We start from the raw sequence: 20,185 nt of genomic DNA, 5'->3' as shown, positions 1-20,185 counted from the left end.
CCTCCGTCACCACCGACTACGGAACAGGCCCAATCTAACGGCGGATCCGACGATCACGGGACAGACGTCAAGTGACCGAAACCGCCGTGGAGTTGGAGACCGTGGAGCCTGCCGAGAGTGTCCGGTCCGGGCTGCCGGTCCTGGCATGACGGCGGATCGCCACGTACAGATCGACCTTGGAGTTCGGCAGCACTCGGGCCCCCTCGTCGTGCAGAGCACAACCATGGTCCCGAGGCAAGCACCTGGGCGTTCTAGAAACTCAGCGACATCACTCTCCCGTGGAACCAGGCGTTCGCACCGCTGAGCAACAGACGTTCTCGAAACTCACCTACAAAGCCAGGCAGCCGGATCTGGCGAGGGTGTTACTTCGACTCCAGTCGTCCCAGCCGGTGGGAGTCACCAGCGAGCGCGGCTTGCGTCGTTTCCCAGCCGGTGTGGTCGATGCCGGTGACGTGGCGGAGGTAGGCGAGGGTGACTTGCCGGACGAGGGCGACGCGGCCGGGATGTTCGTCGGTGGTTTCTGCTGCCGCGTAGCCCGTGATGCCGCCGAGGGAGTGCTGGCCGCCGTAGACCGTCAGCAGGCTCTTGCCGCTGGGGCTCAGGGTGTACGGGTCGGTCGTCCAGGACGGTCCCCGGGTGGAGAGCGGGAGTTCGTCCTTGTCCCCGGCGACGACGAGTCCGGGCGCGGTGATGTGGGAGAAGTCCTGGCCGAGCAGCCAGGGAGCGCTCTCGAGGGCGAAGGGGGTCAATTCGTCGCCGCCCTTGCCGGCGGTGGCCAGCTGGACGCTGGCCATGACCCGGCGGTCGGACATGTCCTGCGCGATACCTGTCGTCGGGTCCGTGACACGCAGGCCCACGAGGACACCCGCGGTCTGACCGCCGAAGGAATGCCCCGCCGCGACGATGCGGCTGCGGTCCACTCGGCCGACCAGGGCGGGTACGGACGCCTCCAGGTGCTCCAGTTCGTCGAGGATCTGCTTCATGTCTTGCACGCGGTAGCGCCACATGTGGGGCTTGCGGGGATCGTCGGCGGGGATACCGAAGCGCTTGGAGTCGAGGTGCGTGGCCTGGATCACTACGAAACCATGGGACGCCCAGTGGTCGACCAGCGGCGCGTAGCCATCCAGATGCGAACCGAATCCGTGCGCGAACAGCACGATCGGCAGATTCGTACCAGTGACCGGTGCGGAAACGCGTACGGGCAGGTCCTCGCCGCGATACGGCGCGGGAAGCACGACCGGCTTGACCGATACGGTCGGGGTGAACGGGGGGTCCGTGAGGCCGGTCATCTGGCTCGCGGTCATTCTCGCGTACTCCTTCGTTCGGGCCTTCGTACGCCAGGAGACGAACCGGAGAGACCCGCGGTGAGGCGCACGTCGGTTACGCTAAAACCTGACGTCGACGTCAGAGGCAAGTCGCGTGACGGAAGTCGCACAGGAGACGAGATGCGCGTCGGAGAACTCGCCGCCCGGACCGGCGTCAGTGTCCGGGCCTTGCGCTACTACGAGGAGCAGAACCTGCTCAGCGCCGAGCGCAGTTCCAGCGGCCAGCGCCACTACCCCGAGAGCGCGGTCGACCGGGTCCAGCTCATCCAGCAGCTGTACGCCGCCGGGCTGTCCAGCAAGACCATCGCCGAGCTCCTGCCGTGCGTCATCGACGGCCGTGCCACACCCGCCCTGATCGAGCGGCTGGCGACGGAGCGCGGTCATGTCGACCAGCGCATCACCGATCTCCTGCACGCCCGGGACCGGCTCGACTCGGTCATCACCGTCGCCACCGGCAACATGCTCACGGGCATGTCCTGCCGACGGAAGGCCGGAGTCCACGTCCAGCGCTGACGGACGATGAGGGGCGTCGATTCGGCAGCGAGTCGTGCGTCGGCGCGACGGACGTCCCCGCGGCGCCGTCCGCGCAGGCGGCAGCCCGCGATGCGTCCTAGACGGGTTATACGCGGACCCCTACGTATCCTCGGGCTGCGGGCTCCGGCGCTTTGATCCCCTACACCACCTCGCGGGACGCCATCGTCTGGAGCGTGGCCTTCTGGGTGGGTGCTTGCGATGGTGCGCGACGGCCGCAGTCCGGCCCGCTCCGTCCTGCACGCACTGGACCACGAGGAAGTACCGGCGAGCGCTGTGCTGGACCCTTCCGGCGTCTCCTTCTGCGACTCAGCCGGGCTGAACGTGCTGCTCGATGCCCGGCGGCAGGCGGAGGCGAGCGGATCCTTGAGGTGACCGGGGTGCCTCAGCTTCTGCCGGTCCACGGCACCGTCACCGGCGCAGAAGCCGTGTTCGGCCGCTGAGACCCGCCCCCCGATGCGGCTTCAGTGCGGGCTGTCGTAAGAGGTGAAGACTTCCGGAAAGAAGGTAGGGGCAAGTAGCTGAGGGTGATGCTCTGGGTTCAGCTCTCCGGGGTGGTGTTCTCTGTCTCTTCGTCCTCGCCGAGCTCGGGCCAGTGGCCAAACGGCGCGGCGGGCTGCTCGGGAGTGGCGCCGAGTACGCCAGGCCCCTTCGTGCGGTGCGGTGGCAGCGGGATCACGCGTCCTCCCCTTCGTGTCGGGCCTGCGCCAGCAGCGCCGCTCACGACGTCGTCTCTCCCGTCCTCGCTCTGTTCAACGCAAAGAGGCGGGCGAGGGGTGACGTCGCCGCGGGCTACCGGGGTAGCTTGCCGGCATGTCCGACACGATGCGGAAGAAGGGCGCAGGCGCGGCTGGGTGACGGCGAGCCGTCCGAGGAGCAGGTGCGGCACGCGGTTATGGCGTTCCGCATCGGCGGTGCGCGGGCGACGATGGCCGCGGGTGGAGGCGCCATCTTGGGGGCGGCGGTCGGCTCGGGCGTATCGCCGGTGCCTCTGGGGCTGCCGCAGCGGTTCGTCGCGGCGTTGTCCACACACCGGTTGCTGCTGTTCGGCGTTGGCGGGTTCTTCGTCGCTGGCCCGAAGGAGCTGTTGGTCGGTGCGCCGTTCGAGCGGATCACCGCGGTCATCGAGTTGGCTGACGCCCCCGGTGGATACCCGGCCGGTCGACAGCTCTGATGAAACGGCGCCGGCAACACGTTGCGACAAGCTCGCCATCGCCTTCCAGGCCGCACTTCACCTCGCCGCCATCCTCATCTGGACACGACGATGGCCAGGAAAGCAGAAGCTAGCCCGGGATGGGCGGGCACTCGAGGACCTCGATCGAGTTCCCGGGAAGCAGAGCGATATGGGGGTGGTCGCTGAAGAGCCGGGCCGCGTCCTCGTGCGACTTGGCCTCCACGATCGCGTATCCGGTCTTCGAATCAGTGAAGTCCTCGACACCCTTGGCCGTCACCGCCTTCTTGCGAAACAGTGGCGAGCCGGGATCGACGAGCGCAGTGGGCCTGACGTCGCAGGTCCCTGCGGCGCCCGCCCACCCCATGGTGTTCTCCTACGGACTCAAGAGCTCTTACGGGCCGCCGGTACGCGCCAAGCGCGGTCCGGCCACCTACGGAAGTGCTCGACGCACAGCAGCCCAAGATTCGCTGCCGCGCCTGCACCGGCTATGGCTGCAGCAGGCGCCAGAAGGCCGGAAAGCGCGTAACAGCCGAGCCATGCCCCGAGGAACGCCCCGCAGACCGCGGCGACCAACCCAGCGCGCCGGATCTGGGATGAGCGCTCGTTACGGGTCCAGGCCAGGTAGGCGCCGAGGCCTACCATCAGGCCCGTCCCGGGCACGATCACGCTCGCGCTGGCCACGAAGTCATCGGGGCCTACCGTCCAGATCAGCAGAACCCCCAGCAGCCATCCGCCAAGACCGAGCGGGACGACGGTCACGGTCCGTACCCAGACGCTCGCGCGGGGACCGAAGCCACCGCGCCTGCGCGACCAGTGTGCGATCACGGCGAGCAGAGCGAGGCCGAGGGTTGTGCCGGCCAGGGTGACTCCGATCAGCAGTTTGGCCACCGTGGACATGCTCCACGGAACGGCTTCGAAGTTGACGGGCCGCAGGTCGAACTGGGACCTGTCCACCTTGCCGGTGTCGAAGAAGGTGGTCAGTAGACGCTTGCCGGCTTCGGGACGGTGCTCCCAGAAGTCGGCGGTGTGGCCCAACCCGGGAAGGATTACCTGTTGTCCCCGGGACAGGGCAGGCAGCAGTTCGTCGGTGGCCAGCTGCGCCGGGGTGGAGAAGTCGACCTCACCGCTGACGAGGAGGGTTTCGACGTCACTGGGCCGCATCTCACGATACTTGGCGTTGTCGGGGCTGTCCGGCCATACCGTGGACAGACCGGACTCGCCGGCCCACAGGAAGTCGGTTGAGGCGTTGCCCAGGGTCGAGCCCGGATCGCCACCACTGTCGTAGTAGCGCTGTGCTGCTGGTCCATCGATCATGGCGAAGGAAGCGAACTCGCCCCAGACGATGGAATCCGGCAGTGTGAGGTCGCCGAGGACGGACATGGCCCACAAGGCGCCGGTGTCCCGGCTGAGGTAGGCGTCGATGACGGTCGGAGCGTTGTTCGGTGCCGAGGCCGGACCGTTGTGATGCATGGCGTACTGGCTCAGGACCCGGACGTTGGTGTCCTTGATGCGGAAGGGCCCCCAGCGTTCAGGGATCTCGTCGGCGGTCTTCCGGATCGATTCGGCGAGGTCGGATGTACGCGCGGCGCAGGCGTCGTCGTCGTCGCACAGCCGTGTGTACTGGGCGAACTGCGCATCGGTGATGCGCGGGTCCCAGAGGAAGTGACCGGGAGTATTGACCGACACCATCGCGGAGCGGTGCAGCACCGCCGGGTGCCGCCAGGAGTAGATCATGGCGGTGCGTGTTCCAGCACTGGAGCTGAGGAGGTTGATCTGTGAGTAGCCCAGGGCGGTACGGGCCGCTTCCAGGTCCTCCACCCGCTGGAGAGCGGAGTAGCCGGTGAGGTCGATCCCGTCGTCGGTGAGGCGGTCCGCACACAGTTCGAACGCTTTGGTGGCGGCGGGCAGTGTCCTCGGTCCCGCGATTCCGTCGGCGGACTGCATGACCGCGGTGACCTCGGGGCAGTCCAGACGGCGCGATCCATCGATGCCCCGGTAACCGACCAGGACCACATCGTGTCTGCCGGTGAGCCGGCTTGCCTGCGGGAAGTCCATGTTCGTTCTACCGGGGCCGCCGCCCAGTCGGAAGATCGGTTCAGCGGGGTCGGCGGACGTGGCCCGGACGCGGGTGACTGGAAGTGCTATCAGTTCGGACTTGGGGTCGCGCCGGTCCTCCGGGACGGCGAGTGTGCCGCAGTCGGCGGCGACGGTTCCGGCTTCGGTGTCGTAGTCGCAGGGCCGCATGGTGAGTGACCCGGAGGCGGCCCCCTCGGGTACGGACAGGAGATGTTCTGGCCGCAGCGCCAAGTAGCAGAGCGACGCCAGGAGTCCGCCGGTGACCACGAAGGCGAGCAGGCGCCGCCAGGACGCGAGACGTGTCATTCCGTTTCCGTATAAGTGTGTGCGGGCCCGAGCTTTCCCCATGGGGAGGTGCGACGGGCACCGGCGCGTGGGGTGTCTCGGGTCTTCGGGCCGTCGGGGAGCCATGTCAGCCTCGCTCCCACAGCGGCAACCGGAACATGGCGTAGGTGAACTTGCCGCTAATACGTCCTGCGGTGTCGAAGTGGAACACGTCCACGCCGTGCCATTGCATACGGCCGCCGTAGCGTGCACGGGCGAACAGGCGCAGCGGCAACGGCACATGACGGCCGGACTCTCCGCTCATGTCGAGCCGGCAGGCCCAGCGGATCGTGGCGCGGCGGTTCGGCTCGTCGATGATCTTGTCGTACACGGCGAAGTGCATGGCGCCGTAGCGCCCCGCGAAGTGCGGTTCGAATTCCTTGCGGATCGCCGCGATGCCACGTCGCTCCGGGGGGTGACCGGGCAGGTACACGGCGTCGTCGGTGAAGAAGGACATGACCTTGTCGAGATCGGGGCTCGGCTCGTTGAAGGCGGCAACGAAGTCGTCAATGGTCTGGCTGAGGTCGGTCGGGGTGGCGGAGATGGTCTTTCACTCCCGGAGCGCGATGGGGCTGGTGGATGTCGGGACATTAACAGAACACCCGTCCGTTAACAAGAGATGGGTGTTCTGTTAGCTCTGGACTAGGATGAACGGTCATGTCAGCGCCATTCCAGCGGGCTCGACGCCCTGATCAGAAGGAGCAGCGCCGTGAGGCCATCCTCACCGTTGCTCGGGAGCTCGCCGAGCGTTCCGGCGTGGCCAGGGTCAGCCTGCAGGACATCGCCACCGCGGTCGGACTCGCCAAGTCCAACGTGTTGCGCTACTTCGGTACGCGTGAGGAGATCTACCTGCATCTGCTGATGAGCGCGGGAGCCGAGTGGGCGAGCGCGGTAAGTGCCCGGTTGCAGGAGGTGAGTGGGACGGAGGCGACGGCGGGCGTTCTCGCGGATGCCTTCGTGGACCGGCCGCTCTACTGCGATTTGACCACGCACGCGGAGACGATGCTCGAGCACAATGTGTCCGTGGAGGTGCTGAAGGTCTTCAAGAGGTGGGCCATCGACACCTACTGGGCGATCGGCCAGCGCATCTCCGTCGCCTGCCCGGAGCTGACTCCTGCCGATGGTGCTGCCCTGGTGATGACAGCCAGTGCTTTCGTGGCGAAGCTGTTTCCCATCACCCGCCCGCCTGAGGCGCTGCGTGAACTGTACGCGCGCGAGCCGGAAATCGCGGGGGCGTTCCCGCCGTTCCGCCCGACACTGAAGCGCATGGTGGCGGCCACCGCAGCTGGCCTGCCTCTGGTGCGTTAGTACTGCAACGGTGCTTGGTCTGATTGCTGGGCAGTTTTCAGGGGCTGTGTCCGCGTCGTTCGTAGTGGCTGATGCGGGCTTGGTGCCGGCGTCGTCAGCGCCATGTCGACCATTGCAGATTTCCGTTTCACGCTGGCCCAGCTGCTGGCGCCCCTCGATGCCACCGCCCGCCTGATCGGCATGCGTCTTGCCGAGCCGCTGGTCCTGCACGGCGCCCGCACCGTCTCCGACGGAACCTCGCCGTGCACGCCAAGCGCTACCGCGAGCTTCTCGGCTCCACCCGACGGGCCGCCTGAGCGTCGCGCACAAGGCGGTCCAAGCCGGAGTCGTAGGTGGTGACTCCGGCCCGGAACTCTTTCGACTGTACGGGCGCGTGGCTACTCGTCCTCGACGTCGCTGTTCGGGTCGCGCCGCTGCCGCAGGCCCGGCGTCGACGGCCGGGGTGAAGGCGTAGCCGCCCAAGAAGTTGATGTGGTCGTACTGGAGCGGGGAGAGCCGGGCGAGGAGTTGTCGGTGACGGGAAAGCCGTCGGCGGCCAGCTCCTTGACGGCGGCGTCGATGTAGAGGCTGGCCAGGGCGACTTCTTACGGCCCCACCGTGGCGATTCCAGCGGGCCCCGAAATGTGAAGCCCGCTTCGAGGAGTCCTGCCCTCGGCCCCGCCCGTGACCGGCCCGGAGGGCCAAGTAGGACCCGGAGTTTCCCCGTGATCTCGGACACGTGATCGTTATACCGAGAGGGTGTGCTGGTGTCGCTGCCTGGTTTCAGCCGGGGTGAGGTAGCCGAAAGTCCGGTGCTTGCGCAGGCGGCGGTCGCAGAAGGTCTCGATGAAGGAGAAGACCTCGGCGCGGGCGGTGGCCCGGTTGGGCCAGGTGCGGGTGCCGATCTCCTCTTTGAGCAGGGCCCAGAAGCCTTCCGCGGCGGCGTTGTCGAAGCATGATCCGGTGCGTCCGCAGCTCTGCCACAGCCCCAACTTCCCTATTTGGTACCGGAGCTGGGTCGACGTGTATTCCCTGCCGGATCCTGCCGGTCAGCTCGGCGTCCTGGCGGACGCGTTCGCATGGCTCTTTCTCCGCGCGCCGCCACCGGTAGTAGGTGGAGGAGGGGATGTGCAGCTCCCGGAGTACGGGCTCGACCCCCAGGTGCGGGTGCTCGGTAAGGAGCGCCGTCACCTGGGCCGGGTCGGGTCGAGCTGCGCGGCGAAAAAAGCCGAGGCCGTCCGCAGGACCTCATTCGCCCGGCGCAGCTCCCGCACCTCGCGCCGCAGCTGGGCGAGCTCTTCCTTCTCCTGGGTGGTGAGCAGGTCGTCCCGCTCACTGGCGTCGGCCTCGGCCTGCCGGATCCAGCCCCGCAGGGCCTCATGATGCACACCGAGTTCCTCGGCCGTACGACGGATCACGGGCTTCGGCTCGGCGGTCCAGTACATCCGCACCGCACGCTCACGCAACTCCAGCGGGTGTTTTCTCGGGGCAGGCATCGTCTGGGCTCCTCTCATGAAACCCATCTGACCCTCTGTCAACGCTCTCCACATCTCGGGGGAAGCTCAGTCGGTTCTTGGGTTCTGGCACAGCTTCCGTGCAGCATGTGGCCGGAGTGTCCGTGCGCACGGGAGTGCCCGAGGCTTCCGAGTCGACAGCCGACGCAGGCTGACCGTCGGGGATCGGAGTTTGGCAGTAGTGGCAGCCAGCCTGCCCGAGGTGCTTTGCGCGTTACAGTCCGGCCGCCTGGACCAGGGACGCCCTCTCGCCTTCGTCCAGATGAAGGCCAGCCAGCAGTTCGTCGTCGGCAAGCAGACGTCGCACCCATGCCGCGTTGGCAACGAATGCCTCTCGGCACAGGGCCCGTTCAGGGTGGTCTTTCTCAGGGCCGCTGACCGCCAGGTCCCACGCGTTGTCGGGATCGGTCGGTGCGGACAGGGCGGCGGCTAGGAGCACGAGCCCGAACAACTCGTTCCGGCGTGGGATCGATGGATCGGCAGTCAGTCTCAGCAGGTACGGGACGACCGCCGGCATTGTGGCACTGATGGCCATTGGTCCTGACATCACAAGCCAGTCCAGTGCTCGGTCGGCCATCTCAGCCGCGTCGGGATCGAGCAGCCCGCGTAGGACGACCGGGACATCGACCGGGCAGCCAGGAATGGACAACCACTCCACGTCCTCGCACCCTTCCAGTGCCGGATGCGGAAAAGCCTCATGCCTCAGGTGCGGGTAGGCCGCCGTCAGAGCTGCTGTCGCAGTCACTGCTGCGGCCTCGTGATCCACCTTGCACACCAGCGTGCCTCCCATCCGCCCGTCGGCGCCGTACCAGCGAACATCGACCGCGTCGACGCCACGAGTCTATCCACGTGCCACCTTCACGACCTTGAGAACCCGACCCTACCCACCAGCGCATTTGCGTTCAGAGCACGGAAGTTGAGCCAGAGCCCGAGAACGGAAGTCGTTCGTCGACGGTTTCGAAAGTCACCGCGTGGGCCGGTTCCTTGATCAATGTCGACGAGTTCGGGAGTCACTCACGGCTCGATGGGTGGTTTGTGTGACCTCCCGTGAGTAGTTGAGGTACAGGAAATCCTGGCGAGATTGATCTTGGTCGGAACGACTGGCCGAGGAAACGCGGCCGGGTGTCCCGCACGAGCGACTACGACTCCGCGGTCAGAGCTCGCCGCGGCGTGCGAGCTGCTTCAACGCGTTCTCACGGATGATCTCGTTCTCGTCGTCGCGCAAGCCCTCGATGGCTTCCCGGGCCTCCGGGCCGGGAATGGCGCCGAGAGCCCAGATCGCCTTCACCGCGAGGGCCCGGAACTCGTCGAAGTCCAGGTACCCGGGAACCCAGCGAGTCGCCAAGACCATTGTCGGCACGGTATTGGGCGAGCGGAGCTTGCCCAGCATGGACACGATGTCCTCGTGCTTCCAATGCCAATCGGCAGGGAACAGCTCGGTCAACGGCGCCAGGAACTCCTCGCCCGAGGCGCCGGCGGAGGCCGCGACGATCAACGCCATCTCGACGTCGTCGGCGTCCCGGCGCTCCATGGCGTCCCGGAGCAGCCGGAGCGCCAGGGCCCCTCCGTCGGACTCGCCGAAGTGGGCGAGCACCTCGTCGATCGTGCACGTCCGGCCTTTACCTGGTACGAACACCAGGCCCATGACCAGATCCCGCTCCTCAGGGGTCATCGCCTGACCACCTCCCATGCGTTGAACGTCCCAGCTCTTGGGTGGACCGTAGCGAGATCATTCTCAGCGGTGCCTCCCGAACTCGTGACATCGGCCTGGCCGCCAGCAGGGCGCCTTCTGAGCTCATCGACAAACGACTCCCGTTCTCGCGAACAGAGCCACCGGTGCGGCCGGCGGCGCAGGAGTGGTGCGCGTCGGGTGGAGTCGACGCAGTGGAGCGGGCCGGTTGAGGGCGTCGCGTTTCTCCTTGACCTGAGCCGAGGTCAAGGAGAAACGCGACGGGGTGCGCCCGGGGCTGGTCTAGAGCCAGGTGCGGCAGACGGTGATGACGGCGTCGTATGCCGCCGGCGATGCGGGCCCAGGGGGCGTCACCCGCGAAGCCGAGCAGCGTCAGCAGTACCGGCCCCGCTCGGCTGGCCCCTCCCACAGCAGCCCGTTGGCGGCGGCCCCCCCTGCAGTTCCATCACCGCCACCGTCATCGCATCCGCCTGCACCCGCAGCGCACCGATCTCGGCCTGCAACCGGCAGCCACCGTTCAACGCTCATTCGATTCAGGTACTGCGCAGCTGGGTGACCGTGACGACGGCGTGCCGGGTCGTCCCGGCCAGGACCTCAACCACCAGTCAGGAGCGGTGGTGGTGTATGCCTCCCCCGCTCCGGTGCGTGCGCTTCGCAGCGGGCCGCCGGCGGCGAAGTGCACGGCGACCTGGGCGGCGAGCGGCGTCTTCACGGATGCCAACCTGAGCCGGCTACGGAAGGAGAACGCCGACCTGTGCCGCACTCTCGCTCTGTACGAGGAGACCATCCGCCAGCTGGCCCTCGAAAACGACGCCCTGCGCAGCGGCGGCACCGTTCTTCCACTGCCCAACCGCAGCACGCCCGCGCCACCCGGGCCGTCCTGAATCCGACCCCCCCCGGAGGCGTCTGGCGTGCGAAAGGACGCTGGGCGTGGCGCGCAGCCGACTACCGATGATGGGGAGTTCATCAAGGAGTGCGTGCCGACGCCGTGCTCGTTCCCGCCCGGGTCGCATCCGCGCCCCAGCTGGCCAGCAGTCGTAGAGCCTCCGCGGACGGGGAGTTCGGTTCGGCGTGGTAGGTCACCAGCATCTGCTCGTGGGCGTCGGCCTGGTGGAACGACTCGAGGCGGAGGTCGAGTTCGCCGACGAGCGGGTGGTGCAGGCGCTGGATACCGTGGCACTTCTCCTTGACGTCGTGGGCGGCCCACAGCCGCCGGAACTCCTCGCTCTTCACGGAGAGTTCGCCCACCAGCGCGGACAGCCGGGGGTCGCCTGGATGGGAGCCGGCGTCCATGCGCAGCTGAGAGACGACGTCGCTGGCTTTGTGCTCCCAGTCCACGAACAGGTCGCGGTACTCGGGCCTCAGGAACACCAGCCGCGCCCAGTTCTGCTCCCTCGCCGGCAGCTCGGCCCAGTCGCCGAAGACCGCCGCGGCCATCCGGTTCCAGACGAGGATGTCCGAGCGCCGCCCCACGAGGATCGCCGGAACACCGTCCATGCTGTCCAGCAGCGTCCGCAGGGAGCCCCGCACCTGCTGGGCGCGGCCGGCCGGCTTCTTCTTCTGTTTCGGCTTCGCCAGGTGTGTGAGGTGGGCGTGCTCGGCGTCGCTCAGCCGGAGCGCGCGGGCGATGGCGTCGAGGACCTCCGCCGACACGTGCCGCCCGTTGCCCTGCTCCAGCCGCGTGTAGTACGCCACCGACACCCCGGCCAGCTGCGCCAGCTCCTCGCGCCGCAGCCCCGGCACCCGCCGGTACCGCCCGTAGTCCGGCAGCCCCACGTCCTCCGGCTTCAGCCTGGCCCGCCGGGTGCGGAGGAACTCACTGAGCTCGGCACGCGGGTCCAGAGCGCCGGCGGCGGGCTCGTGCACCGGTTCGGGGTATTCGTCCATGCCTCGAGTATCCACGGTCGGACGCACACCTTCCTGACCCAACCAGTGGTAGGCACCGCGCACGTACGCAAAGCCGTGACCTGGGTGGATGCCGGATCGTCCAGCACGCTGGCCACTGTGCCCGGCTGGAAGACGGCCGGGGCGTGGCCTGGATCAGGAATGGAGTACATCTCATGAGCGCAACACAGGGGATCGAGTCGAGGGCGCACCAGAGCGAGACGGCTGCGGAGGTGGTGGGCCGCCTTCGTGCGACGTTCAACACCGGTGTCACCCGCCCATTGGACTGGCGCGTCGACCAGCTGCGGCGGCTGCGGGCCCTGCTGGTGGAGAACGAGAAGGAGCTGCTCGATGCGCTCTGGGCGGATCTGAGGAAGAACGCCGCCGAGGCGAAGACGCAGGAGATCGACTTCACCGTCGCCGACATCGACGAGGCACTGGCGAGTCTCGAGAGCTGGCTTGAGCCCCGCCCGGTGGAGGTTCCCGCCCACTTCGGTCCCACGACCACGGCGTACACCACGTACGACCCGCTCGGGGTCGTCCTGGTGATCGCTCCGTGGAATTTCCCGCTGCACCTTCTCATCGACCCCATCATCGGCGCGCTGGCCGCCGGGAACACCGTGGTGGCCAAGCCGAGCGAGATCTCGGTGCACACCTCGGCGGTCGCTTCACGCCTCCTGCGAGAGTACTTCGACGCCGACGTGCTCACCGTGGTCGAGGGAGGTGCCGAGGAGACCACGGCCCTGCTGGCACAGCGTTTCGACCACATCTTCTACACCGGTAACGGCGCGGTCGGCCGGATCGTCATGGCCGCGGCCGCCAAGAACCTCACCCCTGTCACCCTCGAACTCGGAGGCAAGTCACCGGTCTTCGTGGCTCCCGACGCCGACGTGGACGAGACCGCGAAGCGGCTGGTCGGCGCCAAGTTCGGCAACGCAGGCCAGCAGTGCATAGCCCCCGACTACGTCCTGGCCGATCCTGCCGCCGCCGCCGCACTGGTCCCCGCCCTGCGCGCGGCGGTCGAGGCCCAGTTCGGGACCACTCCGCAGACTTCGGCCGGCTTCGGCCGGATCATCAACGAGCGGCACTTCGACCGGCTCACGCGTCTGCTGGACTCCGGCCGGGTGGCGGTGGGAGGCCAGCACGACCGTGACGACCTGTTCATCGCACCGACCGTACTCACCGATCTCGACCCCGCGTCACCGGTCATGCAGGAGGAGATCTTCGGCCCGATCCTCCCCGTCGTGGAAGTCGAAGACCTCGATGCCGCCATCGCCTTCATCAACGAACGCGACAAGCCCCTCGCGCTCTACGCCTTCACCGAGTCCGAGGCAACCAAGGCGCGCCTGGTGAACGAGACGTCCTCCGGCGGCGTCGCCTGGGGTCAGCCGGTGATGCAACTGCTCATGACCGGCCTGCCCTTCGGAGGCGTCGGCGAAAGCGGCATGGGCCGCTACCACGGCCGGTACACCCTCGAGACGTTCAGCCACCTCAAGGCCGTCGCGGACGTGCCGCTCAGCTAAGCCCGCGCCTTCGTGAAGCAGGCTGCCCAATTGGTGATCGACAAGCAGAAAGCGCCTCTGACCAGCGGCATGAGGATCACTGAGATCTCTGCTTCGCCGATCACCAGTTCCCCGACACCCCGCCAGGCCCATGCCGACGCCTGCCTCTTTCACCCGACCCATTCTTCGAAGGAAGCTGCTATGACTACCGCGTTCGACCCGATCGACCTGGGCGGCAAGACGCTCGCCAACCGCATCGCTATGGCACCGATGACCCGCAGCCGCGCCGACGCTCCCACAGCCACGGCGACGGAGCTGATGGCCACCTATTACGCCCAGCGCGCGAGCGCCGGCCTGATCATCACCGAGGGCATCCAGCCGTCGGCCGGCGGCCAGGGCTACACCAACACCCCCGGCCTGCACTCCGCCCAGCAGGTCGACGCCTGGCGGAAGGTGACCGAAGCCGTCCACGCCCAGGGAGGCACGATCTTCGCGCAGCTGATGCACACCGGCCGGATCAGCCACCCCAGCCTGCTGCCCGACCAACTCATCCCCGTCGCCCCTTCCCCCGTCGCGGCGGCGGGCCAGGTATTCACCTACCAAGGCCCCCAGGACTACGTCACGCCGAAGGAACTGGATCAGGACGACATCACCCGGACGATCGCCGACTACGTCGACGCCGCACGCAACGCGATCGCCGCCGGTTTCGACGGCGTGGAGATCCACGGGGCGAACGGCTACCTGATCCACCAGTTCCTCGCCCCCAACACCAATCTGCGCACCGACAGCTGGGGAGGTGGCGCCGCGGCCCGGGCCCGCTTCGGTATCGAGGTCGCCACGGCCGTCGCGGAGGCGATCGGCGGCCACCGGACCGGCTTCCGCATCTCTCCCGGCAACCCCTACAACGACATCGCCGAGACCGACCCGGCAGACGTGCTGGAGACCTACACCACCCTGATCGCCGCTCTCGGCCGGCTGGATCTCGCCTACCTGCACCTGGTCGAGAGCCCGGACCGCGACCTGACCGCCCGGCTGCGCAAGGACTGGCCGACGGCGTTGATCCTCAACCCCTTCACCCACCCCGAGACCACCGGCCCCGGCGCTCTCGGCCACATCGTGGACGGCACCGCGGACATCATCGCCTTCGGCGCACTGTTCCTGGCCAACCCCGACCTGCCCGCCCGCCTCGCAGCCGGCGGCCCCTACAACACCCCCGACGCGGCCACCTTCTACGGCGGCGACCACCGCGGCTACACCGACTACCCGACGCTGCCCGCCGACAGCGCGTGACCTGAAAAGAAGTCATCGCCGGCGAGTGCGGAGGCAAGACGCGGCGTGTCAGGCCACCGAAGTCCCTCTGGTCCTGACCCATGTGCCTGGTGACCACTCGCCGCCTGCCACATCCAGCGGATCACCTTGGAGAACCAGCAGCTGAGAGAAGAGCTTGAGGCGGCGACGGGCGGCGCTCGCGGCGCGGGTGATCCCGGACACGGCGCCCTGCGCATCGCCGCGCAGGGCAGCATCGAAAGCTTGGGGGACGCGTTCGCTACCCCGTCGGGGTGCGGCTGGCAGAACCGACGCCGCCACTGATCCAGGGCCCTTCACACCGGAGGGCCCTGACCCATGCCCGCGATGGACAACGGACAGAACGAAAGCCCATCCATAACTTCGGCTCGCCGGCCCAGCCCGGCTGCAGAGCAGGACCAGGCACGGGGGTGGCCAGCATCGGCTCCGGCAGCGTCCACGTCACGCATGATGCCTTCCACCCAGGTCATCGGCCGCCCGGGTGACCGATGACCGGACCGGTCTTGGTCGGGCACGACGCCGGGTGTTTCTCGACGGTCAGTCCTGCGGGTGCCGAGACCGATTAGATCCGGCCGTCGGAGTCGATGGTGAGGTCGAGCCGTTCTCCCGCGACGGTGAGTTTTGTGACGGTGAGGGCGCCGACGGGGAGTTGGCCTGTCGGTCGGAGGTGGAGGAGGACGGCGGGTACGTCGGGTTCCAGTCCGGTCAGCGCGGTCATGAGGGCGATGGCTGATGCCGCGGACCAGGCTTGTGGTCGGCGGTCGGCGGTCGGCGGTCGGCGGTCGGCGGTCGGCGGTCGGCGGGGTAGGGGACGGGGGCGGGGGTGCCCGCGCGTGCGTCGCCGCCCCACAGTTCCGGCAGGCGGTGGTCGAAGGCCGGTGCTGCGTCGAGGAGGCCTTCGATGAGCCGGGTGGCGGCTTCGGGGTGTCCGGTGCGGGCGAGGCGGCTGACGGCGATGGCGGTGTCGTGGGGCCAGACGGCGCCGCAGTGGTAGCGCAGTGGGCCGAAGCCGCCGGATGCCGACGACATTCTGCGCAGCCCGTAGCCGCCTGACATGTCGGGGGCGGCGAGCCGTGCGGCGACGGCGGCACTCTCGTCGGCGTTGAGGATGCCGGTGGCCAGGAGGTGGCCCATGTTGCTGGTGACGGCGTCGACGGGGCGGCCCGAGCCGTCGAGTGCCATGGCCGGGTAGGGGCCGTGCTGGTCGCGGACCCAGAACCGGGCGCGGAAGCGGTCGGCGAGGTCGGCCGCGAAGGTCCGCCAGCGTTCGCCGCCCGGCAGGCCGAAGGCGTCGAGGAGTGCCGCGCCGGCGAGGGCCGCTTCGTAGGCGTATCCCTGTACTTCGGCGAGAGCGAGGGGAGCTTCGGCGAGGCGGCCGTCGGCGAACCGGGCGGCGTCTGCGGAGTCCTTCCAGCCCTGGTTGGCCAGTCTGGTGCCGGTGTGGTCGATGTAGGAGAGGAACCCGTCTCCGGCCTGGGCGGCGGTGTCGATCCAGCCGAGAGCCGCGTTGAGCGCGGGCAGCAGCGGTTCGATGTCGGTGGCGGGCAGGCCCCAGCGCCATGCGTCGTGGAGGAGGCAGACCCACAAGGGGGTCGCGTCGACCGTGCCGTAGTAGACGGGCGGCAGGACAAGGCCCTGGCCGTCGTCGAAGACCCCGCGCCGGACCTCTTGGAGGATCTTGCCCGGCTCTTCCTCCGTCGCTGGACTGGACCTGGATCCTGATCGTCGCTCACACCCGGCTCCGGCTTGCCCGGACCCTCGCCAAGGATCTCCGCCGCCCCCGGGAGAAGCCAGCCGCCTCCGGCCGGCTCACCCCCGCCCGGGTCCGCCGGGGGTTCAGGAACATCCGCGCTCACCTGGCCTGCCCGGCCCGTGTTCCCAAACCTCGAGGCGCCGGCCCCGGACGGCCACCCGGTGTCAAGAACAGACACCGGGCACCCCGCTACGACGTCGGCAAGACCGTCAAACGCCCCGAGACCCTCAAGGCCATCGGCAAGCCCGGAGGTCTGGGTAGACAAAGAACAAGCTCAGCTTGTTCTTTAACTACCGTCGGTAGCTGCTTCGACTAGCTTCACGAGGGGCGCCAGGATCTGTGGCAGTTCGTTCTCGGAGGTGAGCACCGGTTGGTCCTGCCAGGTGTGCTCGGTTCCGGAGTCGATGAAGAGCAGTGAAGTGGCACCCGATTCCCAGAGGAACACCATCCCCGTGCGCTCGTCTGATTCCAAAGTGAGGCTCACTGCCGTGGCCTTCGGCCGCCCTCGGGATGGGGTTCCTGGGACGGGCCGCTTCACCGCAGAGCTGATCCCACGAGAGCGAAGCTCGTGTTCATGTGCGGCATGCCAGTCCTTGAGCCACTGAGCGATCTCTGACATTGCGCCCCCATGTGGGCCTCGAACGGCCGTCGAACTTGATCGTAAGCCCGACAATCACCGGACGCAGGAACGGCCTTCGTCTGATCATGTGCTCCGACCAAGGTGCACGTGACCAAGTCGAAGGCCGTGAGGGTGAGTCTGCTGCCTGGTGCTGTCCGGAGCGAAGCGTTCGCGCAAGCGTCAGCCTTCCGGGGTGAGTTCTATGAGTGTCTGACCGCACGGCGCGACGAGTTGTTCGAGCTGGTGGACGCGGTGCTGTGTGCGGACGGTGCGGTGAAGTCCCCGGTCGACCTGACGCTGCTGCCCGAACATCGACGTGGGCACGGAGCGATGTACGGCGGCCTGAACCACGGCCGGATCGATGTTGGTCGGTTGCGGACGGTGCTTGCCGGACTGTCGCTGCCTCGGTTCGACGGCGGACGACTGGTCCTCGCGGTAGATGTGTCGCCGTGGCTTCGCTCGGACGCGCCGTGCTCAGCGGACCGGCTGTTCTGCCACGTCTACGGCCGGGCGAAGACGGCGTCGCAGTTCATCCCGGGCTGGCCGTACTCCTTTGTCGCCGTGCTGGAGCCGGGTGCCACCTCCTGGACCGCGATCGTGGACGCGGTCCGGCTGGGACCTGCAGACGACGCGACCGCAGTTACCGCCGCCCAGCTCCGAGGAGTCGTTGAACGGCTCGTCGCGGCCGGCCAGTGGCAGAGCGGGGACCCGCATATCGTGATCGTCAGCGACGCCGGCTATGACGTCACCCGCCTGGCCTGGGTCCTGCGCGACCTGCCCGTCGAGCTGGTTGGCCGCGTCCGCTCCGACCGGGTCATGCGCCTGCCGAAGCCGCCTCGCGTCCACGACCCGAAGGGCGGACGGCCGCCCAAGCACGGCCCGGAATTCCGCTTGGCCAAGCCGGAGACCTGGCCTGAGCCTGCGATCACCACGGTCACCGCCACCGCCAACTACGGCAAGGCCGAGACTCAGGCATGGGACCGGGTCCACTCAAGGCTCACCCATCCGCTCCTCATGGCTCGACCACGACGGTGAACTTCCCCTGGTCGAGGGCACGTTGATCCGGTTGAAGGTCGAGCATCTGTCGAAGGACCGTGATGCCCCGCCGGTGTGGTTGTGGTCCTCCAGGACCGGCGCCACTCCGGACGTCGTGGACCGATTCTGGCAGGCATTTCTCCGCCGCTTCGACCTGGAGCACACCTTCCGCTTCGCGAAGCAGACCCTGGGCTGGACCACTCCGAAGCTCCGTACTCCCCAGGCGGCGGACCGTTGGACCTGGATCCTGATCGTCGCTCACACCCAGCTCCGGCTCGCCCGGCCTCTCGCCGAGGATCTCCGCCGACCTCCGACCGGCTCACCCCGGCCCGAGTCCGCCGGGGGTTCAGGAACATCCGCGCTCACCTCGCCTGCCCGACCCGTGTTCCCAAACCCAGAGGAACCGGCCCTGGACGGCCACCCGGCGCCAAGAACAAACACCGGGCACCCCGCTACGACGTCGGCAAAACCGTCAAACGCCCCGAGACTCTCAAGGCCATCGGCAAGCCTGGCAGGTCCTGGTAGATAAAGAACAAGCTCAGAAGCTGTGCCAGAACCCGGAAATTTGTGACGCTCCGTGAGTCGTCGCTCATTCCGGACGCGTCAGGAGACAAGAAGGGCCGGGAGTTTCCCGCCCTTCATGTAGGGGGGCGTGTGAGCTTGACGCCTGGCCGCCGCGGCCGGCGCCGGGCGGAAGTGGCTGCCGTCCTGCACGGACGCGGGTGCGGGTACGGTCAACGCGGTACACGGCGGGCACGGCGCCAGGCGCTTTGCCAATGGCGCCAGGTATCCGCGCCGTTGACACCGACGGCGCCCGCCACGGCGACGATGGATATCAGCCCGAAGATCCAGGAGAGGGTGAACCCGACGAGGATCCCCATCCCCGCAAAGCTCATCCCGCTGTACGTGGCGACCAACCGCTCGCCCAGTTCGGTGTACCGACTGGGCCCCTCGATCAGCAGCACGTTCCCGTAGTGCAGTACGAACCAGCCGCCGACCAGGATCAGTCCGAGATAGGTGAGTGTCCATTGCGGCCATGGTTCGTACTGTTCCTCCCACCGGTGGTGCACGCTCTCCTGCCAGGCCCACACAATGCCCTGCGATTCGGCGACGACGACCTCCGAGTTGTGCCGCTCGCTCCAGTTCGGCCCGATCTGGAACGTCGGCTCCGAGGCCCCGTCGAGATACACGTACAGCACGGACAGGCCGCCCCAGTCGTCCCGCTCGCGTGTTTTCGTGATGGCGGCGGTCCGCACAGGCAGGCACTGGTCGACACCACGCTCGGCGATACACGCCGACACGACCTGTTGCTGCTGCTCGCGGTGGTGCGCCGGCCCGATGCGCCAGGCGCCCAGTCCCACGAGAACCAACCCGAACACGATGCCGGCGACCCACCACGAACTGCCGTTGTCTCGCCAGCGCATTCGGCAAGTAGAACAGCGAAAGGCGGAACTGTACAGGCGGCAGCGAATCCGCTGTTCGTGGCCCTCCGTCCCGCTGCGGACCTGGAGCCAGCCGAGCGGCCCTCCCTCGACCAGGGGGACTGTAAGGCGCGGCCAGGGCAACGACTGAACGTCCACCGCCTGCGGAGAAGGCGGCCCGGTTCGGCCTGCCAGCTCCTCACACCCGGCTCCGGCTTGCCCGGCCCCTCGCCAAGGACCTCCGCCGACCCTGAGAGAGGCCAGCCGCCTCCGGCCGGCTCACCCCGCCCCGGGTCCGCCGGGGGTTCAGGAACATCCGTGCTCACCTGGCCTGCCCGGCCGTGTTCCCAAACCTCGAGGCGTCGGCCCTGGACGGCCACCCGGCGTCAAGAACAGACACCGGGCACCCCGCTACGACGTCGGCAAGACCGTCAAACGCCCCGAGACCCTCAAGGCCATCGGCAAGCCTGGCTAGAGCGGCGTTCAACGGCCCCACCAAGGCGACTCCAACTGGACCCAGTCGAAGGGTGATTGGTGAAGATCAGGCGCCCTGATTTGGCTCCGAAGGGTGGCTTGTTCTGGGACCACCAGGGGTTGGAGCGGCGCAAGGCCGCGGTGGTGGTGCGCCAGGGTTGGCATGATGGGTGTTGTGTCAATCCCCTCCGAACGTGGAGACCTTCCTATGCAGCCAGTTCCTCGGTGAGGCTGGCTCGGTGGTCGTGTTCGTAGTCGATCGGGCTCTTGA

General features: G+C 68.0%; 19 protein-coding genes and 3 pseudogenes. 10 read left to right on the top strand and 12 right to left on the bottom strand.

Annotation, left to right across the window (positions count from 1 at the left end; all coding sequences use genetic code 11):
- Positions 1–362: 362 nt before the first annotated feature.
- Positions 363–1,304 carry an alpha/beta hydrolase family protein gene (locus ACZ52C_RS39050; protein ID WP_469079288.1) on the bottom strand — a complete coding sequence of 314 codons (942 nt, stop codon included), beginning with the start codon at positions 1,302–1,304 and terminating at the stop codon, positions 363–365.
- Positions 1,305–1,445: 141 nt separating this feature from the next.
- On the opposite strand from ACZ52C_RS39050, the gene ACZ52C_RS39045 reads away from it, so the two are divergent.
- From ACZ52C_RS39045 to ACZ52C_RS39035, 3 genes are all read left to right on the top strand, one after another.
- Positions 1,446–1,838: a MerR family transcriptional regulator gene (locus ACZ52C_RS39045; protein WP_469079287.1), complete on the top strand. Its 393-nt coding sequence runs from the start codon at positions 1,446–1,448 to the stop codon at positions 1,836–1,838.
- A 219-nt stretch (positions 1,839–2,057) separates the two neighbouring features.
- Complete coding sequence (locus ACZ52C_RS39040; protein ID WP_469079286.1) at positions 2,058–2,231, top strand: STAS domain-containing protein; 174 nt, start codon at positions 2,058–2,060, stop codon at positions 2,229–2,231.
- Positions 2,232–2,751: 520 nt separating this feature from the next.
- Complete coding sequence (locus ACZ52C_RS39035) at positions 2,752–3,030, top strand: hypothetical protein (protein WP_469079285.1); 279 nt, start codon at positions 2,752–2,754, stop codon at positions 3,028–3,030.
- A 109-nt stretch (positions 3,031–3,139) separates the two neighbouring features.
- Here the strand turns inward: ACZ52C_RS39035 and ACZ52C_RS39030 are convergent, their stop codons facing one another.
- The 3 genes from ACZ52C_RS39030 to ACZ52C_RS39020 form a co-directional block, all read right to left on the bottom strand.
- A complete protein-coding gene (locus ACZ52C_RS39030) occupies positions 3,140–3,394 on the bottom strand; it encodes a hypothetical protein (protein WP_469079348.1) in 255 nt (84 codons plus the stop codon).
- Between the two features lie 17 nt (positions 3,395–3,411).
- Positions 3,412–5,412, bottom strand: coding sequence for an alpha/beta hydrolase (locus ACZ52C_RS39025; protein ID WP_469079284.1), 2,001 nt, complete (start codon positions 5,410–5,412; stop codon positions 3,412–3,414).
- A 106-nt stretch (positions 5,413–5,518) separates the two neighbouring features.
- Positions 5,519–5,941 carry a YybH family protein gene (locus ACZ52C_RS39020; RefSeq protein WP_469079346.1) on the bottom strand — a complete coding sequence of 141 codons (423 nt, stop codon included), beginning with the start codon at positions 5,939–5,941 and terminating at the stop codon, positions 5,519–5,521.
- 146 nt (positions 5,942–6,087) lie between these two features.
- On the opposite strand from ACZ52C_RS39020, the gene ACZ52C_RS39015 reads away from it, so the two are divergent.
- On the top strand, positions 6,088–6,738 hold the full coding sequence (locus ACZ52C_RS39015) for a TetR/AcrR family transcriptional regulator (protein WP_469079283.1): 651 nt from the start codon (positions 6,088–6,090) through the stop codon (positions 6,736–6,738).
- 725 nt (positions 6,739–7,463) lie between these two features.
- On the opposite strand, the gene ACZ52C_RS39010 is transcribed toward ACZ52C_RS39015, so the two are convergent.
- From ACZ52C_RS39010 to ACZ52C_RS38995, 4 genes are all read right to left on the bottom strand, one after another.
- On the bottom strand, positions 7,464–7,709 hold the full coding sequence (locus ACZ52C_RS39010) for a hypothetical protein (RefSeq protein WP_469079282.1): 246 nt from the start codon (positions 7,707–7,709) through the stop codon (positions 7,464–7,466).
- 195 nt (positions 7,710–7,904) lie between these two features.
- Positions 7,905–8,213 (bottom strand): transposase, encoded by a 309-nt coding sequence (locus ACZ52C_RS39005; RefSeq protein ID WP_469079281.1) that lies wholly within the window; start codon positions 8,211–8,213, stop codon positions 7,905–7,907.
- A 232-nt stretch (positions 8,214–8,445) separates the two neighbouring features.
- Positions 8,446–8,997, bottom strand: coding sequence for a hypothetical protein (locus ACZ52C_RS39000; RefSeq protein WP_469079280.1), 552 nt, complete (start codon positions 8,995–8,997; stop codon positions 8,446–8,448).
- A gap of 387 nt (positions 8,998–9,384) precedes the next feature.
- Positions 9,385–9,903 (bottom strand): HEAT repeat domain-containing protein, encoded by a 519-nt coding sequence (locus ACZ52C_RS38995; protein WP_469079279.1) that lies wholly within the window; start codon positions 9,901–9,903, stop codon positions 9,385–9,387.
- 587 nt (positions 9,904–10,490) lie between these two features.
- Between ACZ52C_RS38995 and ACZ52C_RS38990 the strand changes: the two genes are divergently transcribed.
- Complete coding sequence (locus tag ACZ52C_RS38990; protein ID WP_469079278.1) at positions 10,491–10,805, top strand: hypothetical protein; 315 nt, start codon at positions 10,491–10,493, stop codon at positions 10,803–10,805.
- 82 nt (positions 10,806–10,887) lie between these two features.
- Here the strand turns inward: ACZ52C_RS38990 and ACZ52C_RS38985 are convergent, their stop codons facing one another.
- A complete protein-coding gene (locus tag ACZ52C_RS38985) occupies positions 10,888–11,808 on the bottom strand; it encodes a helix-turn-helix domain-containing protein (protein ID WP_469079277.1) in 921 nt (306 codons plus the stop codon).
- Positions 11,809–11,981: 173 nt separating this feature from the next.
- Here ACZ52C_RS38985 and ACZ52C_RS38980 point away from each other — a divergent pair, with 173 nt between their 5' ends.
- Both ACZ52C_RS38980 and ACZ52C_RS38975 read left to right on the top strand, forming a co-directional pair.
- Positions 11,982–13,328 carry an aldehyde dehydrogenase family protein gene (locus tag ACZ52C_RS38980; RefSeq protein WP_469079276.1) on the top strand — a complete coding sequence of 449 codons (1,347 nt, stop codon included), beginning with the start codon at positions 11,982–11,984 and terminating at the stop codon, positions 13,326–13,328.
- Positions 13,329–13,508: 180 nt separating this feature from the next.
- Positions 13,509–14,597: an alkene reductase gene (locus tag ACZ52C_RS38975; protein ID WP_469079275.1), complete on the top strand. Its 1,089-nt coding sequence runs from the start codon at positions 13,509–13,511 to the stop codon at positions 14,595–14,597.
- A 577-nt stretch (positions 14,598–15,174) separates the two neighbouring features.
- Here ACZ52C_RS38975 and ACZ52C_RS38970 read toward each other — a convergent pair.
- Positions 15,175–15,330: a hypothetical protein gene (locus tag ACZ52C_RS38970; protein WP_469079274.1), complete on the bottom strand. Its 156-nt coding sequence runs from the start codon at positions 15,328–15,330 to the stop codon at positions 15,175–15,177.
- The gene (locus tag ACZ52C_RS38965; RefSeq protein ID WP_469079273.1) at positions 15,327–16,199 is read right to left on the bottom strand and encodes an amylo-alpha-1,6-glucosidase; all 873 of its coding nucleotides are present in this window, start codon (positions 16,197–16,199) and stop codon (positions 15,327–15,329) included. Before ACZ52C_RS38965 ends, ACZ52C_RS38970 begins: the two co-directional genes overlap by 4 nt.
- A gap of 113 nt (positions 16,200–16,312) precedes the next feature.
- On the opposite strand from ACZ52C_RS38965, the pseudogene ACZ52C_RS38960 reads away from it, so the two are divergent.
- Positions 16,313–16,681 (top strand): annotated as a pseudogene (locus ACZ52C_RS38960) (hypothetical protein); the annotation flags it as partial.
- Positions 16,682–17,116: 435 nt separating this feature from the next.
- A pseudogene (locus ACZ52C_RS38955) lies at positions 17,117–18,544 on the top strand (NF041680 family putative transposase).
- 209 nt (positions 18,545–18,753) lie between these two features.
- Here the strand turns inward: ACZ52C_RS38955 and ACZ52C_RS38950 are convergent.
- Entirely contained in the window at positions 18,754–19,443 is a 690-nt protein-coding gene (locus ACZ52C_RS38950; RefSeq protein ID WP_469079272.1) for a hypothetical protein, read from the bottom strand.
- Positions 19,444–19,634: 191 nt separating this feature from the next.
- On the opposite strand from ACZ52C_RS38950, the pseudogene ACZ52C_RS38945 reads away from it, so the two are divergent.
- Positions 19,635–19,915, top strand: a pseudogene (locus ACZ52C_RS38945) (NF041680 family putative transposase); the annotation flags it as partial.
- Positions 19,916–20,185 lie beyond the last annotated feature (270 nt).

The sequence above is a fragment of the Streptomyces sp. NPDC034049 genome (assembly GCF_055575575.1).
This window is presented reverse-complemented; position numbering and strand designations above follow the sequence as displayed.